This is a genomic window from Gloeobacter kilaueensis JS1, from assembly GCF_000484535.1.
GTDB classification, from domain to species: domain Bacteria; phylum Cyanobacteriota; class Cyanobacteriia; order Gloeobacterales; family Gloeobacteraceae; genus Gloeobacter; species Gloeobacter kilaueensis.
In genome coordinates this window covers 4,252,866-4,267,609 of record NC_022600.1, presented here as the reverse complement: position 1 = coordinate 4,267,609, position 14,744 = coordinate 4,252,866, and the positions used below count along the sequence as shown (strand labels likewise).

Below are 14,744 nucleotides of genomic sequence, written 5' to 3'. Positions count from 1 at the left end.
GTTCACACTCCATAGATAGTCACCCGGCAATGACCGAAGCCTATCGACTCCAGCCCACCCAGGTAGATCTCCGCACTCATACCATCAGAAAAAGGCTGCCAGGTCTTCCCGTTTGTCGTTGGTTTAATCGCCACTGGAAACACGAGCAGCGTTTCTTCCGGCAGAGCCTCGACGTTGAAGAAAGCACCGCCATCGACTACCTTCACCTCGTCGTGGAGTTTGACGCGACTCTGACGATAGAGAGCCATGTCATGGATCACCGCCATGTCTGAGTCCTCGACGACAACCGCCGGACGTGCTCGCCTTTCAGGGAACCAGGCCGATAAATCCTCTTTGCGTTTGAGGGTGAGAAAGCCAAGGTTGAAGAATAAAACGTCCTTGCCATCGATACCCTGCAGATCCTTCGAGCCGGTGTAGGGACGTGGTAATTCTCCTTGCATCCCGGCGATGCGCTGGTAGCGGGCAAGTAGACGTGGGCAACTCACCCAGACAATCGGCTGGCCGGGACAGAAGACCGGTAGCCAGATGAGCGAGGCGTACTCGAACTTCACCGCCGACTCGCTCATACCGTCGGTGCGACCGGCGTCGGTGCCTCGACCATACCACTCCTGCTCATCCTGCTCGCCAGCTTGACGCATCTCAGCGCGCAGACGGCCCCGAATAGAACTGCCTGGGACGATGCCGGTCTGGGTAAACTGATCGCGAAAGATGAGATTGAGGTTACCACTCTCCTCACCTGCACTCGCCCCAACATGCAGGGGAGCGAGCGCCTCGATGACGCCATAGGCGCGACTATACATGGTTCAGACTCCTTGGAGGGTTTGCAGTCCTTCTATTTCGAGGGGCAGGGCCAGGCCGCAGCCCCAGCGCTTGTAGCTATGGCCTTCTCGCGGAAACCAGTCGCTGTTCCAGTCACGCCAGGGTTGGTCTAGCGGCTGACTTAGAACATAGACACTCCCGGCGGGCACCGCGTATCGTCCGCGCCCCAATTGCTCGGCGATGCGATAACGAAACGGCACCGGCTTTTCAGTGAGCATCAGCACTGGTTTGGGAAAATCGGGGTGTTGCGGATGGCGCAGTGAAAAGCGGTTCGATCCCCAGATCCCCGGAGTCAGCAGAGCGAAAGCCCGATCGATGGGCTCAGCCAATAGAGCCATCGCCTTTGAACGTTCCGGCAAGTCGCGACAGCCAATCTGTACAACGTGACTCTCACCGCCGAAGCGGTACCAACCCGCCGAGAGCGGATGGCTGGCCAGGTAGACCAGGCAAGTGCCAGGGCACATCTGCGCAGCATTTTCTAGAAACAAACCGTCCTGCTCGGGCACGCAGCGCTCGTCGTCTTTCAAATGCGGATGCAGAGCGGGCACGAACTGCCAGGGATCCTTCCTGGCTTGATTCTTCTGTAGGTTGCGCAGAGGAGCCTTCCAGCTATTGATCGGTTGCCAGCGATAAGCAGGCTTGAGGTCAGGGTCGGTGCGTTGCCAGTGGTGATCGGCAATTGTCCACTCATCGCTGCTGTCTTCGCCAACGACTCGAGTCCAGGGAATGGGTACATAGAAGTTGAGCGGATCCTCTTGCTCAGCCCAGAAGGGGCCAGCCAGATGCAGCTTTTCACCCAACTCACGCCGCAGTGCCTCGGACGCACCGTTGTAATAAAGACCCGAGAGAGTGGGAGCGTCCGGTGGGAAGCGCCGACCAGCCCGGCCTACCAGATTCGCAGGCGACAGAAATGCCCCGGCACTTCCATACAGTAGGCCAAGGGGTTCAACGGTGATTACGTATTGGAACACAGATGCCACCCTACGCGAATGAGATCCGAAATCCAGGAATTGATCGCTTGGCCTGAGAATTTGTCTTTGTGTACGAGTGTGCGATGAGCGTTTAAGTACTCTCCCTGCCTTGGAAAATATATGTCAAAAAGGGCAAGAGCCACGCGAGGATCGGCAGATTCGTGATTCTCTTCAAAGGCGTGACGAGCTTGCAGTTCGGCGAGATCTTTGTATAGTCGTGTCCAATCAACCTGATTGCGACGTTCCATCAGTGTCTTCAGGTACTCCCACGGGCAAGTCCACTGGACGTACTGTCCGCTGTTGAAGACCACCCGCAGAGTGAGGCGATCCCGACCAGCGGCTTTGGAGAGCTGCTCCGCCTCACGACAGTGCTGGAGCACATCGCGCTGGGGAACCCTGGGAGCCGCCCAAACAAATCCAGCACTTACAGTTACTTTCTGACCGTGTTGCCTCCAGATTTTTGGGAAATTGCACAGCCAATCTATTACTTCTCCAGGCAACAATTTCTTCTGGGGCCGGTAGAAGACAGCCAGGAAGTCATCGCCACCTGCATATATTACTCGGCCAAGTTTTTCTTGAGCAAAATCTCGGGCGAAGCTCCTGCCCCACTCGCGCATAGCCTCGCTAAAGTGCCGCAATGCACCCCCGTCCTCTGATCGGGCAAGATCCTTTAGATAGTTGCCGATCTTGTCACCATCACCCATCAGCCAACCAGTCCAGGTACCCTTGTCCTGCTCACGAGCGAGATCAGTAAAACCCGCTTCTAGTTCGGTCATTCCCAATGAGCGGGCGAGATCGTGGCGCGTGACCAGTCGCTTGGTAAGCTCTGGAATGCTGAGCTGTTCGTTTTCAGCCAGAAATTTGCCTTCCCCTTGTGGATCGAGTCGCTTAGCAAGCTCCGAGTAAAACAATTGAATTTGCTGTTTTTCTTGATTCAGCTTCCGGCTGCGCACATCCACCACTCGGCCAAGACCTGGCCAGGCTATGGCGTCAGTACCCGATAGGCTCGAACTTTCTCCCGTCCAGTTGATTCCTGTCCAACTGCGAGCGAGCTTACGTGCCTCCAGGTCGTTCACAGCCTCAGGCACAGAAGCTCCCTGCCCCCAGAAAAACTCCCAGGCATGGTTGCCCCAGTGCTGCCATTCGTCGCGCCAGCAGTACTCATAAGCAGGTAGTTGCCGCTCGATCCAGTCGCGCACTTCCCGCAACATCCGCCGCCAGTTCTCAAAGAATGCTTTCTGATATTCTTCGACTGTCACGACTCCACTGAGGACGATGCGATTCGGCATTCCTTCCTGCACATTTGGCATTCCAGGAGAAATGACCTGCACACCTTCAGCTGCTTCGGCCTTCTCGGTCAACCGGAAGGTGAGATACGAAAGGATGATTGAAGCACCGTAAAGGTCTCGGAGTTTTCGGGATTTTTCGATGAATCCTTGAACGGGGGCAAAGGTGAAGACAGTATACAAAGCTGACAATTCACTTCAAAACAGGAGTACCCGGAAAGCTTACACCTCCTGTAATCAGCAGCTGCTATTAATTGAAAAAACTTAGTAATCTCTGAAGTACGTACCGCTTTGTCTGTTCCCCCCTCAGCCGATCGCCCAGCCAAGATTCAGGGTACTGGATATCTCTGTCAAACTTTGGAGCATTACATAGCCAGGACAGTCAATGTAGCTGTACAGCCAAACGTGACTGCACCAGTTCTACTGCTCATTGCTACTGACGATTGCACTGGCTCTGTCCTTTACTGCAAAACTTGCGGGGCCGGAGTTTTTCGTAGGAACACATCAGGCCATTTTTTTGCAGCGAGTTTCAACGATCTGCTGAAGTTGGGTAAATTTCTCCAATCCCTGGGGGCCGTAGTAGGCCAGGGCAGGAAGGCAGATGTCCCGAACTGCACTGGCCAGTTTGCTCGTCATCTGTGCGAGCGCCTGCTCGGCAGTTGACACTTTGATCCCGATGGTTCTTGCCAGGGTGAGAAAATCGCTGGCCTGCAATCTGTCGTTCTTGCCGTTGAGTTTCAAAGCCATACGGTCCTGAGCCATCCCTGGGAAGACTCGGGTAGTGAGGGTATCGTATACCGGGGCCAGACGCACAGACAGAAACGACCGCTCGCCAGGTACAGCGATTCTTAGTACTGCAAGGTTCTTTAGATGCATGTCTCCATCGGCAATCAGCCAGGCAAACAGGGCTCTGCGCCAGAGCAGGAGCAGATCTGCTTCCGGCTCGGTCGAGACGGAGCGCAGGGTTTTTGCCACCTGCTCGATGGTCGAACCATACTTCTTGGCACTGGAGATGTTCAGCAGCGAACAGAAGTCCTCCTGGCAATATAACTGCTGGTTGTCTTCCAGTCCGCACCGAATGTCAAAGCGCTCCACCACCAGTGCCGGTGGTAGCTGCTCCGGCATCTCCACCAGGGCGTGTGCCGGCACAACAAACTCCATACGCTTCGCCAGTTCGAGCGCTGTCCACTCGACAATCGGAGTGGCCTCGAATCCTGCTGCACCCGCAGGCTTCAAGATGTGCGTGAATGGCCGCCCTCGCGCATCGAGTAATTGTCCCAAGGCATTCAGGTACATCGGAGCCTTGATCTGTACACCTGAAAGGCGTGGGGTGTCTCTATCCCGATACAGTTCAGCCACTGCCCACTCGAATCCTTTGGCAATGTGTCCTCTGCCTGGACCCGCGTAGGCACCAACAAATCGTCCTTCCTGCATCCAGCGAGCGAGCCTGCCATCGAGCACATCGACAGGCAGGCTGGCAAGCTTTGCCAGATCATCGACAATCGCAATGTTGGACAGGTACCGGCGACCACCGAGCAGAACTTCCCGCTCGTCGTCGGTCTGCAGCACCTCCTCAGTCCAGCCCTCCGGCAGAAGCGAACTGATAAACGGCGGCAGTTGTCCTGGCACAGTATCTCGGACCGGAGAGATGAGATCCACTTTCTCCAGCAGCCAGCGCCACTCGAAGCCGTCGTTGCGCAACCGCCCGAGGGGCACACCGTGCCAGGTGATATGAAAGGTGATGCCTGTCTCGGCATTGCTGACGACGATCGGTGGCTGGCGCAGCAGCCATTGCTCCGCTTCCTCGCCTTCCCTGTACCACTGGTTCTCACGGGCCAGAGCCCAAACGGCATCTGCTGCTTTAGACGGACTGCCATATTCGCTGACGAGCCGCTCGACAAGCGCCTGCTTCATTGCTGGATCGATGGAGGCTGACTGTTCGCTGCGGCGTCGAAATGCTTCCAACAAACTTTGACGAATTGCCGATACATCGACGCTTATCTCTCCCAGCGAATCTTTCACAAGCGTGGGTGCCACGGAGGGGTAGGCTGGTGCCTGATTCTGGATAATCTCCAGTGTCCTGATGCGCGTGCGCTGCTTGCGCCTGCCCGACAGGAAAAGACGACCGTCAGCGGTAGGACCAAGCAGAATGGCACTCGCTGCCGATAGATAGGTGTTGGGGTAGAGATACTTTGCAATCCGGACGGCGTGTTGCAGAACGACTGCATCCACGTCATCCGTAGCATCGACGTAGATTCCACGGAGCAGTTGCACAAGGTAGCCGCGCTCAGCCCTGTAATGGGCCGTGGGGCTGTCCAGATTGAGGCCGATCAGGTACAGGGCCACTTAATCATTGCGTGCCTGAGGTACGAGAAGATGAGAACTTCAGCTCCGAAATCGAGCATAACTTAATTTTCTCGTGCTTCAGGTACGAGAAAATTAAAATTCCGCTGATAGATTTTGCAGCGGTGCCGGAATAGCTCAGGCCGTCACCGTCACCGGCAGCCGGGCGAGCACGCCTTCGAGGATGGCGAGGGCTTCGTCGATCTCGATGGCACTCACGATCAAAGGCGGCACCAGGCGGACGACTTCGGGTCCGGCACTTACCAGCAGCAGACCCTCGTCCATCGCCAGGCGAACGACTTCGGCGGCGCGGGGGGCGACAAGGACCAAACCTTGCATCAACCCCCGGCCCCGGCTGAGGCGCACGAGGCTACCGAAGCGCTCGGCGATGCGCTTGAGACCGGCGGCGAGCTGTTCACCGCGCACCCTGGCATTTTCGACCAGCGCTTCCGCTTCGAGGGTCTGGCAGACCGCCAGTCCCGCCGCGCAGGCAAGGGGATTGCCCCCGAAGGTGCTCGCGTGATCGCCGGGCTCGAAGAGCGAAAATTCGGCCTTTGCACACAGAGCCCCGATCGGCACACCACCGCCGAGGGCTTTGGCGAGGGTGAAGATGTCCGGTTCGATACCCAGGTGCTCGTAGCCCCAGAGTTTGCCGGTGCGCCCCATGCCCGTCTGCACTTCATCGAGGATGAGCAGGATGCGCTGTTCGCTGCAGAAGCGCCGCAGCTTGCGGAAGAAATCGACGTCTCCCGGCATCACACCCCCCTCACCCTGGATGGGTTCGATGAGCACGGCGCAGGTGGCATCGGTGACCTGGGCGCGCAGGGCGTCGAAGTCGTTGTAGGGAACGTGGACGAAACCGGGAACGAGGGGATGGAAGTGCTTTTGATATTTGGGCTGGCCGGTGGCGGTGACAGTCGCCAGGGTGCGGCCATGAAAGCTCAGGTGGGTGCTGATAATCTGCGGCTCGGCGATGCCCAGGACAGTGCGGCCATACTTGCGGGCGAGCTTGATCGCCCCTTCGTTGGCCTCGGCTCCCGAGTTGCAGAAGAAGACTTGATCGGCCACCGAATTGTCAGTGAGCCAACGGGCCAGTTCACCCTGCTGGCGGGTGTAATAAAGATTTGAGACGTGGATGAGCGTGCGGGCCTGCTCGGCAATAGCGGCACCCAGGACCGGGTGGGCATGTCCGAGGGCACAGGTGGCGATACCGGCGACGAAATCGAGGTAGCGTCGTCCTTCACTGTCCTCGAGATAGCACCCTTCGCCGCGCTCGAAGACGACTGGAAAGCGAGCGTAAGTGTGCATGACGTGCTCTTCAAAGGCTTGCCGGACAGTCTCCACGGTTTTCACTCCTGAGGTGGATCTAATCTATCGCAACTCATCTGTTATACGCCCGCACCGGCTGTCATGCCCATAGCCCGCCTGTTTGCCCGAAACCTGTCTGGTTGGGTATACAGCAATTTCCCCGGACTTCTTATAGTAAAGAAAGAAGCGCCTGTTTTTGAGGTGAACTCGATGGCTCGGATCACATCCTTGATGCGCGGCGTTCTGGCCGGTGGCCTGGCGCTCGGATTGTTGCTCAGCGGCACCGGCAGCTTTCAAAGCAGCGACGTTGCCTGGGCACGCGGTTCTTCGGGCGGACGCATCGGCGGCGGCTCCTTCCGCTCTGCGCCGCGCAGCTATGCTCCCGCGCCGCGCTACGCGCCAGGGGGCGGTTACGGCGGCGGCTACTACAGTCCGGGACCGGTGGTGCCGGTGCCGGTGCCCATTCCCTTCGGCGGCGGCTACGGCTACGGTTATGGCTACGGCGGCGGCTTCGGCCTTTCGAGCATCTTTGTGATCGTGATCGTCGTCGGGGCGGGATTGTTTTTCTTGCGCTTCATCCGCCGCAACGCTGCCGGAGTGGGCGATTACGGCGGCTACGACGGTGAGCCCATCGACTCGGGCAAGATCGATGTCTTCCGGCTGCAGGTGGCCCTCCTTGCCACCGCCAAACAGCTCCAGCGCGACTTGATTCGCCTCGCCGAACAATCTGACACCAGTACGCCCGAAGGACTGACCCGCCTCAACCAGGAAGTCACCCTCGCCCTTCTGCGCAACCCCGAGTACTGGGTCTACGCCAAGAGCGACGCGCAGGAGCTGCCCCGATTGCAGGCTGAATCGCAGTTCAACCGCCTCGCCCTCGCCGAGCGCACCAAGTACACCGACGAGGTGGTGAGCAAGACCGGCAGCACCGGCTTAGTCCAGAAAAAATTTGACGGCGAGAATCCTGACGAGGTGGCCGAATACATCGTCGTGACGCTCTTAGTGGCGACCGAGGACGGGGCACCGCGCCTGCTGAATGTGCGCAGCTCCGACGATCTGCGTCAGGCTCTCACCATTTTGGGCAGCCTCTCCAGCGAACAGATCGTCGCCGTCGAGGTGGTCTGGTCCCCGGCGGACGAAAACGACACCCTCACCTCCGATGAGCTGTTGACCCAGTACACCGATTTGGTGCGGCTGTAGAATCTTTTTGTCAATGGCAGCGGTACACTGTGCGCGCTTTTAGAACGCTTGAAAGGCGATGAGCAGGCGTATCCTGGCGGTGGATGGCGTCGGTGGTTTGCTGGTGGTACACCCCTGGGTAGACTGGTAGTAGTTTAGAGAGTGGTTTACCAGATGCCGACCAACAATCCGAAGATTTCAGCCTACGTACCGCAGTACGTCTTTGACCGCTTCAAGCAGTACGAAAAGGAGCAGGGTCTTTCTATGTCCCAGGCGGTGGCAGATATCTTGATCCGGTATTTTGAGCTGACGCCTGCCCGCAGGCCCGCTGCTCCCCCGGCCATTCCTGCCGAGGTGGTCGAGAGAATCGCCAGCCTCGAAAGGAAAGTCGAGTTGCTCGAAAAGATTGCCATTCCTGCCCCAGCCTCCCTCAATAGCCCTCTGACTTTTACAAGCGAGGCTGCGGGTCCAGATGACGCTGATCCAGCACCGTCAAAATAGATCTTCCTGACCCGCCTGTGCCTCCAGATGAACCCTCTTTCTGGCTGTTAAGAGTTGAAGAATGTTACAAGCTTTGCAGGAGAAGGCCCGATGGAAGAACGGATGGACCGCGCCGAGCAGCGCCTCGATCATCACGGTGGGTTGCTTGCCGAGCTGCGGACAGCGACTTTGAGCAACACGCGCAACCTCGATCGCCTGCTCGACATCAACGAAAGGTTCATCACCAGCATGGGCGAGGCTATCTCCGGGCTACGGACCATAACCTCTCGACTGGATGAGGCGGTCGAGGAATTGCGCGCTTCCAATCGCCGGCAGGAGGCAATCAACGACTATCTGCTGCGCAATGACCGGGAGCGCAGCGAGGGTAACACCGACGGTTAAAAGCGACTGCCGCCGTCAGGCAGCTGTGTGGTGGATGTCGCCTCCCTGTCAGGCGGGTTAATCTATCGCCGTCGCGTGGTGTAAATGGGCGATGGCAGAAGCGGGCTGGCGGAAGATAGAGCGGCGGGTAGTGCGCCTCACTACAGCCTGCCTGCCCCGGCTGCTGTTCTCTCTCAGCAGTGCAATCGTGCAGCTACGATCTTCCTCGCTGCTGTACCGCTACGGCGGGCGGTGGTCCTTGCTGGGCAGTGCTGGTGGACTGCTGCTGGTCTTGCTCTGGGCAGGATCGGGCCTGGGCAGTCGGCCCCCAGCTATAACCTCAGCTGAAGTGGATTCCCGTTTGGCTTTGCTTGCCAGGCAGGTTCTAAGCGAGTACGAGCGCGAGCTTGAGCGGGTGGCCCACCGGCTCGATCGCCTTCCCCATCCGCATTCTAAAGACCCGTTCGTCGCCCCGCAGGCTCTGGCATCCGCCGCCGCCGTCCCTGCAATCCCAGTGCTTTCAGGGCCGACCACCGCCCCCCGCCTGTTGCCGCCGCCGCCAATGCCGCTTCTGGCCCCTGGGGCTGGAGGTGAGCCGGAGACTTCCCTGGCTCTGGTTGGGGTGATCGAAAAGAACCAGCGTCCGGCCCTCGCCTTCCTGCGCGCCGGCGGACAACTTCAGAGCGCAACTGTCGGCGCAGTGCTGGCAGACGGCTGGACGGTGGTCGGGCTTGCCGCCGATCGCGTTATTCTGAAGCGAGGGGAAGAAAACCGCATTCTGACCATCGGTAACTGAGGGCTTATGGGCGTCTGGGAAGATTTCAGCCAGTTTCTTGAAAGCCGCCTGGAGGAATTTCTCGATAGCAATCCACGCCTCAAGCTGCTGGTGCTGCTAGAAAACGTCCGCCAGCAAGAAGAAGAAGCCCAGCAGCAGTTGCAGAAGCTGCAGGCCGACATCAACCGCATTCAAGAGGAGATCGTGGGGGTGGCCCGCGACATGCAAAAGTGGCAGGGCCGCATCGATCAGGCAAAGGCAGGCAACAGAGACGATCTGGCCCAGGCGGCAAAGGCGCGGACAGACGAACTTTTGCGCCGGGGCAACGAACTGTGGGGCCAGATGAGCGTCCTCAAAGAACAGCAGCAGCAGCAGGCGGGCCTCCTCGCTCGAATCGCCGAAAAGCGCCACGAGCTAGAAACCCACATGGCCGCCCAGCAAAAAGAAGAATCTACCTACAGCAAGGCGCGCCCCTCCCGCTTCGACGACGATCTGGAGAAGCGCTTTCAAGATTGGGAACTGGAGCAGGAACTGGATCGGCTCAAGCGGCGCACTTAGCTAAACAGGTCGCCAAAGTTGTCTTCGAGGCTGCGATGAAAGCTGGGGTTGGGCAGGAAGGTCCAGAAAAGACACAGCACCAGCCAGCAGAAAATCCAGGGAAAGACGTTGCCCAGAGTTAAAAACAGGGCACTCACCAGCCCAAAGAAAAACGACGCGCTCGTGTGGACCAGCAGACTGCCGCGATCGACCCGGCGGTATACAGCAGGCACCAGAAAACCCACCAGCAAGATCACTACCAGTGAGACGAACAGCGCCAGGGCGGCCCGGCCAAGGTCGTTGGCCACCGGCAGCAAAAAATAGACAATCAGCGTCAGCACGAGAATGCCAAGGGTCAGCAGTGGTTTTGGCAGCACCAGACGCGGGCGGGTAGGACCGTTGGCCATAACAGGTGTTCCTCAAGGGCGATAAAAATCTGGCATAAAGAGAGATCTGGACGGTACGAGCGATTGGGAAAACGGCAATCAGCGTCTTGATTCTAGTGGTCTCCATGACTGGCAGCAAGCAATTTTTGCCTTCCTGGGTGGCACGGGGCCGATTGCACCTGCGCGGACTAGACTGGCGATCGATGGGTGGGAGCACTGGCGATGAAACTGGCCTTTTTTGACTGCCCGGCGGGCATCGCAGGCGACATGTGTCTGGGAGCCTTGGTCGATGGCGGCGTACCCGCCGGATACCTGCAGGAACATCTGGCGCGTCTGGCCCTGGCGGACGAATACCAGCTCAGCTTCGAGCCGGTGCTCAAAAATGGCGTCGCCGCCACCAAGGCCCGCGTCCACATAAGCGAGCAGGCAGGCCACATCCACCGCCACCTGCCTGCCATCCGGCAGCTCATCGAGGAGGCCGCCCTGCCACCGCGCGCCGCCCAGTGGAGTGTCAACGTTTTTGTCGCCCTCGCCGAGGCGGAGGCGGCGGTCCACCGCACCACCCCCGAGGCGGTGCATTTTCATGAAGTGGGGGCGGTGGACGCGCTGATCGACGTGGTGGGCACCTGTCTCGGGCTCGACTACCTGGGGGTCGAAGCGATCTACTGCTCGGCCTTGCCGGTGGGCGGCGGTCTGGTGCGGGCAGCCCACGGCCTGCTGCCCGTCCCCGTACCGGCGGTGGTGAGACTCTGGGAGTCGCGCCGGGTGCCCGTCTTCAGCAACCGCATCCAGCAAGAACTGGTCACGCCTACGGGAGCTGCGATCGTCTGTGCCCTCGCGACAGGCTTCGGTGAGCTACCGACGATGGCCGTGAGCCGCGTCGGCCTCGGAGCCGGCAGTCGAGATCTGCCCATCCCGAATGTCCTCAGGTTGTGGCTGGGAGAAGCGGTACCGACGCTCATCGACGCCCACGCGCACCACCGGACCCACAGCCACGAGCAGTCACACCGACACGCCGAGCATGACCATCCACACCCGCCGGCGCACGAGGAAGTGATCGCCTCCCTTGAAACCCAGATCGATGATCTCAGTCCCCAGATAAGCGGCTACCTCTTCGATCGCCTGCTAGCGGCAGGTGCGCTGGATGTCTTCACAGTTCCAGCGGGGATGAAAAAGTCACGGCCCGGAACTTTGATGACCGTCCTCTGCCCGCCCGCCCGGCTCGGCGACTGCGAGGAGGTGCTGCTGCGCGAGACGACCACCCTCGGTGTGCGGCGGCACTTTCAGATGCGCACGGTCCTCGAACGTTCTTTTGAGCAGGTCGAGACGCGCTTTGGGCCGGTGCGGATCAAAATCGGCAGCCGGGCGGGCGAGGTACTGAACGTACAGCCGGAGTTCGAGGATTGCCGTCAGTTGGCCGAGCGCACCGGCGAGCCCCTCAAGCACATCCAGCAGGCGGCGCTATTGGCCTGGTATGGCAGGGCGTCCCTGGAGGCCGGTAGACAAAATTGAACACCCTGGAGACGGCCACCCCGGCCCAGTTGTTCTATTTTTGGGCTGTTCTAACCGGGGGATGATCCGCACTTGTCTCGATCTCTGCTACAGATAGAAAGTCGGGCGAATGGTGGTTCAGCACCTCTTCCCGTCAGCCCTGTCCAGATTGAAAACTTATTGGCAACCAAGGGAGGACCGTGTGAGCAGTCAGGAAGGCACCCTCAAGTACAGTGACCTGATCAACCGGCTGATCCTCGATCTGCGTACCGCCGAGGAACTCGGTCGGGTAGACGATCTATGGACTGCCCCCGAGGAGCAAAAAGTTGTCGGCATCGTCTACAAGTCCGGTTTTTTGAGCGGTCAAAGAAAGTCACTGCCCCTTGGCCAGCTGCAAAGCATCGGGCCGGATGCGATCATGGTGAGCGTCGAGGGCGAGACGAGCGAGGAGGCCAAACCCGGTGAATCGTCCCTGGTCGGCCACGAGGTCTGGACCGACGGCGGCAGCCACATCGGCAAGATCAGCGACTTTCTTTTCGACGCCCAGAGCGGCATCATCAGCCACTACCTCTTCGTCGCCGCCGGTTGGAGCGGTATCACCGACGGCACCTACCTGCTGGAAACATCGGCGATCACCACCTCCGGCAAAAGGCGGGTGATCGTTCCTGAGGCGACCGCTAAATCGAGCACCCTCTACAGCGAGGGCATCCGTCAGCGCCTCGGCAGCGCCCTCGACCAGGCCAAAGAGCGCGGCCAGAATCTAAGCGAGCAGATCAAAGAGCGCACCGCTGCTTTGAGCGAGCAGGCAAGGGGGCTGGTCGATCAGGCCAAAGAGCGCAGCCAATCTCTGGGGGACCAGCTCAAAGAGCGCACTGCCGCCCTCGGTGAACAGGCGAAAGGACTGGTCGATCAGGCCAAAGAGCGCGGCCAGACCTTCGTCGAATCAGCGCAAGAACGGCTGAACCCGCCCCACCCCTCCGAGGAAGCGACCGTTCCCCCATCGGAGGCGATCGTCCCTGAGCAGCAGGCGCTGCCGGCTCCCGGCGAGACAAGGGTCGCACCTGCACCGCCCCACGAGCCGCAACCGCCCCTGTAGCCCATTTTTCGATCACTCGTTACGAACGTAAGCCACGAAGCAACAGCTCAACGGTGCTCCGACCCAGAACCTCGACGGGGGTGGTGGGAAAGGCGGGACAGGTGAGCTTCAAGCTGACGATGCCGTGCATGGCAGCCCAGCAGGTCTCGGCAAATTCGACCACACTCAATCGGGGCGGCTCGCCGCCATCGACGCAGAGGACTGCCTGCGCCACATCCAGCAACAGGCGATACGCCTGGGTCGCCGGATTGTCTGCAGGCCAGTTGGCGAAGGCGGCTGCCAGGTACTCCGGCTCGTCGATAAAGATGAGCCGGTAGGTTTCAACTTCGCTCAGACCAAAATTGACGTAGGCGGCGAAGCAGGCCCGCAGGTTGGCCTGGGGGTCGGCAGTTGCCTGGATGGCCACATGCAGACAACGCAGCAGCTCGCGGTAGCCCTGCAGGCACAGCTCGCGGGCAATCGCCTCCCGGCTTTCAAAGTACAGGTAGATGGCCGCCGGCGAGTACTGAATTTCAGAGGCGAGCTTGCGAATCGACAGCGCCCGAAAACCGTCTTCGACGATCAACCGGCGGGCGGCCAGCAAAATCTGCGCTCGCACTGCATCTTTTTGTTCTGGCTCGCGGGGTGGCCTACCACCGCGCCCTTGACGGCGGGACGGATTGCTCATATTCTGAACATAGTTCACTAAACAGTGTTCAGCAATCTTAGATCTGTAACTTCCGCACCCAATCGGTCGGGGTGCTGCGTTTTTTTCGCCCAGTGTCCTCTAGAAGTGGCGCAGGGGCCAGATTTTGCCTGGCCTGGGCTTTATCAACCTTGCTGAGGTACTTGTGATGATTTTGATTACCGGTGCTACGGGCGTCGTTGGCAGCGAACTCGTCAGGCTCCTCGCCGCTCGGGGTGTAACCGTGCGCGCCTTCGTCCGCTCTCAAGCAGCCGCAAAGTCGCTCGCTGCTCTGCCGGGCGTCGAGCTGGCGGTGGGCACTTTTGAGGACACCGCCAGCGTTGAAGCCGCTCTCGGGGGAGTCGAAAGAGCATTTTTGCTCACCCCGTCCTCCGAGCGCTCAGAAGCCCAGCAACTTGCTTTTATCGAGACTGCCCGACGAATCGGCCTCGCCCACATCGTCAAGCTCTCGCAGTTCGCGGCGGCAGAAGATTCACCGGTGCGCTTTTTGCGCTACCACGCCATCGCCGAGCGGGCGATCAAGAGCGCCGGGCTTGCCTACACGTTTTTGCGACCCAACCTCTTCATGCAGGGCCTGCTTGGCTTTCGCGATTCGATCGTACAAAAAGGCGAGTTCTACGCACCGGCGGGCGAGGCAAAGGTGAGTATCGTCGATGTGCGCGACATCGCCGAGGTGGCAGCAGCGGCACTGACACAGCCCGGCCACGAAGGCAAGATCTACGACCTTACCGGGCCTGAGGCGCTCACCCACACCGAGGCCGCCGCCATTCTCTCCGGGGCGACAGGACGGCCCGTCACCTTTGTGGACGTACCGCCCGAGGCGATGCGCGAGGCGGTGCTGGCAGGTGGCATGGGCCCATGGCAGGCGGAAGGGCTGGTGGAAGATTACGCCCACTACCGGCGGGGAGAGGCGGCTGCGGTCGCGTCCGGGGTGCAGGAGGCGACGGGCCGCCCGCCGCGCAGTTTTGCCACCTTCGCCCGCGACTATAGCCAGGCGTTCCGCTGAT

At 59.7% G+C, this 14,744-nt stretch carries 15 protein-coding genes; 8 read left to right on the top strand and 7 right to left on the bottom strand.

What is annotated here, in order from left to right; all coding sequences use genetic code 11:
- Nucleotides 1-2 precede the first annotated feature (2 nt).
- The 5 genes from GKIL_RS19800 to GKIL_RS19780 form a co-directional block, all read right to left on the bottom strand.
- Nucleotides 3-800 (bottom strand): RAMP superfamily CRISPR-associated protein, encoded by a 798-nt coding sequence (locus tag GKIL_RS19800; protein WP_023175641.1) that lies wholly within the window; start codon nucleotides 798-800, stop codon nucleotides 3-5.
- 3 nt (nucleotides 801-803) lie between these two features.
- Entirely contained in the window at nucleotides 804-1,790 is a 987-nt protein-coding gene (locus GKIL_RS19795; RefSeq protein WP_023175640.1) for a type III-B CRISPR module-associated Cmr3 family protein, read from the bottom strand.
- Nucleotides 1,775-3,259 (bottom strand): Cas10/Cmr2 second palm domain-containing protein, encoded by a 1,485-nt coding sequence (locus GKIL_RS19790; RefSeq protein ID WP_023175639.1) that lies wholly within the window; start codon nucleotides 3,257-3,259, stop codon nucleotides 1,775-1,777. Before GKIL_RS19790 ends, GKIL_RS19795 begins: the two co-directional genes overlap by 16 nt.
- Before the next feature lie 321 nt (nucleotides 3,260-3,580).
- Nucleotides 3,581-5,422, bottom strand: a complete 1,842-nt coding sequence (locus GKIL_RS19785; protein WP_023175638.1) for a HipA domain-containing protein — start codon at nucleotides 5,420-5,422, stop codon at nucleotides 3,581-3,583.
- Nucleotides 5,423-5,557: 135 nt separating this feature from the next.
- Nucleotides 5,558-6,727: an aspartate aminotransferase family protein gene (locus GKIL_RS19780; protein WP_051382873.1), complete on the bottom strand. Its 1,170-nt coding sequence runs from the start codon at nucleotides 6,725-6,727 to the stop codon at nucleotides 5,558-5,560.
- Between the two features lie 210 nt (nucleotides 6,728-6,937).
- On the opposite strand from GKIL_RS19780, the gene GKIL_RS19775 reads away from it, so the two are divergent.
- The 5 genes from GKIL_RS19775 to GKIL_RS19755 all read left to right on the top strand — a co-directional run bounded on the left by GKIL_RS19775 (nucleotide 6,938) and on the right by GKIL_RS19755 (nucleotide 10,100).
- Nucleotides 6,938-7,927: a DUF1517 domain-containing protein gene (locus GKIL_RS19775; RefSeq protein ID WP_023175636.1), complete on the top strand. Its 990-nt coding sequence runs from the start codon at nucleotides 6,938-6,940 to the stop codon at nucleotides 7,925-7,927.
- Nucleotides 7,928-8,080: 153 nt separating this feature from the next.
- On the top strand, nucleotides 8,081-8,407 hold the full coding sequence (locus GKIL_RS19770) for a hypothetical protein (RefSeq protein WP_023175635.1): 327 nt from the start codon (nucleotides 8,081-8,083) through the stop codon (nucleotides 8,405-8,407).
- Nucleotides 8,408-8,497: 90 nt separating this feature from the next.
- A complete protein-coding gene (locus tag GKIL_RS19765; RefSeq protein ID WP_023175634.1) occupies nucleotides 8,498-8,788 on the top strand; it encodes a hypothetical protein in 291 nt (96 codons plus the stop codon).
- Nucleotides 8,789-8,975: 187 nt separating this feature from the next.
- Entirely contained in the window at nucleotides 8,976-9,563 is a 588-nt protein-coding gene (locus GKIL_RS19760; protein ID WP_187293845.1) for a hypothetical protein, read from the top strand.
- 6 nt (nucleotides 9,564-9,569) lie between these two features.
- Nucleotides 9,570-10,100 carry a TIGR04376 family protein gene (locus GKIL_RS19755; protein WP_023175632.1) on the top strand — a complete coding sequence of 177 codons (531 nt, stop codon included), beginning with the start codon at nucleotides 9,570-9,572 and terminating at the stop codon, nucleotides 10,098-10,100.
- Here GKIL_RS19755 and GKIL_RS19750 read toward each other — a convergent pair.
- Nucleotides 10,097-10,486, bottom strand: a complete 390-nt coding sequence (locus GKIL_RS19750; RefSeq protein WP_023175631.1) for a hypothetical protein — start codon at nucleotides 10,484-10,486, stop codon at nucleotides 10,097-10,099. The two genes, GKIL_RS19755 and GKIL_RS19750, sit on opposite strands and share 4 nt — an antisense overlap.
- Nucleotides 10,487-10,687: 201 nt before the next feature.
- Here GKIL_RS19750 and larC point away from each other — a divergent pair, with 201 nt between their 5' ends.
- Nucleotides 10,688-11,977: a nickel pincer cofactor biosynthesis protein LarC gene (gene larC / locus GKIL_RS19745; RefSeq protein ID WP_023175630.1), complete on the top strand. Its 1,290-nt coding sequence runs from the start codon at nucleotides 10,688-10,690 to the stop codon at nucleotides 11,975-11,977.
- Between the two features lie 181 nt (nucleotides 11,978-12,158).
- Nucleotides 12,159-13,052 (top strand): PRC-barrel domain-containing protein, encoded by an 894-nt coding sequence (locus tag GKIL_RS19740; protein WP_023175629.1) that lies wholly within the window; start codon nucleotides 12,159-12,161, stop codon nucleotides 13,050-13,052.
- Nucleotides 13,053-13,071: 19 nt separating this feature from the next.
- Here the strand turns inward: GKIL_RS19740 and GKIL_RS19735 are convergent, their stop codons facing one another.
- Nucleotides 13,072-13,719: a TetR/AcrR family transcriptional regulator gene (locus GKIL_RS19735; RefSeq protein ID WP_023175628.1), complete on the bottom strand. Its 648-nt coding sequence runs from the start codon at nucleotides 13,717-13,719 to the stop codon at nucleotides 13,072-13,074.
- Nucleotides 13,720-13,885: 166 nt separating this feature from the next.
- On the opposite strand from GKIL_RS19735, the gene GKIL_RS19730 reads away from it, so the two are divergent.
- Complete coding sequence (locus GKIL_RS19730; RefSeq protein ID WP_023175627.1) at nucleotides 13,886-14,743, top strand: SDR family oxidoreductase; 858 nt, start codon at nucleotides 13,886-13,888, stop codon at nucleotides 14,741-14,743.
- Nucleotide 14,744: the final 1 nt, after the last annotated feature.

What these genes read in the sequence shown, in the direction of transcription:
- GKIL_RS19735 (WP_023175628.1), bottom strand. Translation starts at nt 13,719, where the DNA reads ATGAGCAATCCGTCCCGCCGTCAAGGGCGCGGTGGTAGGCCACCCCGC.
- GKIL_RS19800 (WP_023175641.1), bottom strand. Translation starts at nt 800, where the DNA reads ATGTATAGTCGCGCCTATGGCGTCATCGAGGCGCTCGCTCCCCTGCAT.
- GKIL_RS19750 (WP_023175631.1), bottom strand. Translation starts at nt 10,486, where the DNA reads ATGGCCAACGGTCCTACCCGCCCGCGTCTGGTGCTGCCAAAACCACTG.
- GKIL_RS19755 (WP_023175632.1), top strand. Translation starts at nt 9,570, where the DNA reads ATGGGCGTCTGGGAAGATTTCAGCCAGTTTCTTGAAAGCCGCCTGGAG.
- GKIL_RS19770 (WP_023175635.1), top strand. Translation starts at nt 8,081, where the DNA reads ATGCCGACCAACAATCCGAAGATTTCAGCCTACGTACCGCAGTACGTC.
- GKIL_RS19765 (WP_023175634.1), top strand. Translation starts at nt 8,498, where the DNA reads ATGGAAGAACGGATGGACCGCGCCGAGCAGCGCCTCGATCATCACGGT.
- GKIL_RS19730 (WP_023175627.1), top strand. Translation starts at nt 13,886, where the DNA reads ATGATTTTGATTACCGGTGCTACGGGCGTCGTTGGCAGCGAACTCGTC.
- GKIL_RS19780 (WP_051382873.1), bottom strand. Translation starts at nt 6,727, where the DNA reads ATGCACACTTACGCTCGCTTTCCAGTCGTCTTCGAGCGCGGCGAAGGG.
- GKIL_RS19775 (WP_023175636.1), top strand. Translation starts at nt 6,938, where the DNA reads ATGGCTCGGATCACATCCTTGATGCGCGGCGTTCTGGCCGGTGGCCTG.
- larC (WP_023175630.1), top strand. Translation starts at nt 10,688, where the DNA reads ATGAAACTGGCCTTTTTTGACTGCCCGGCGGGCATCGCAGGCGACATG.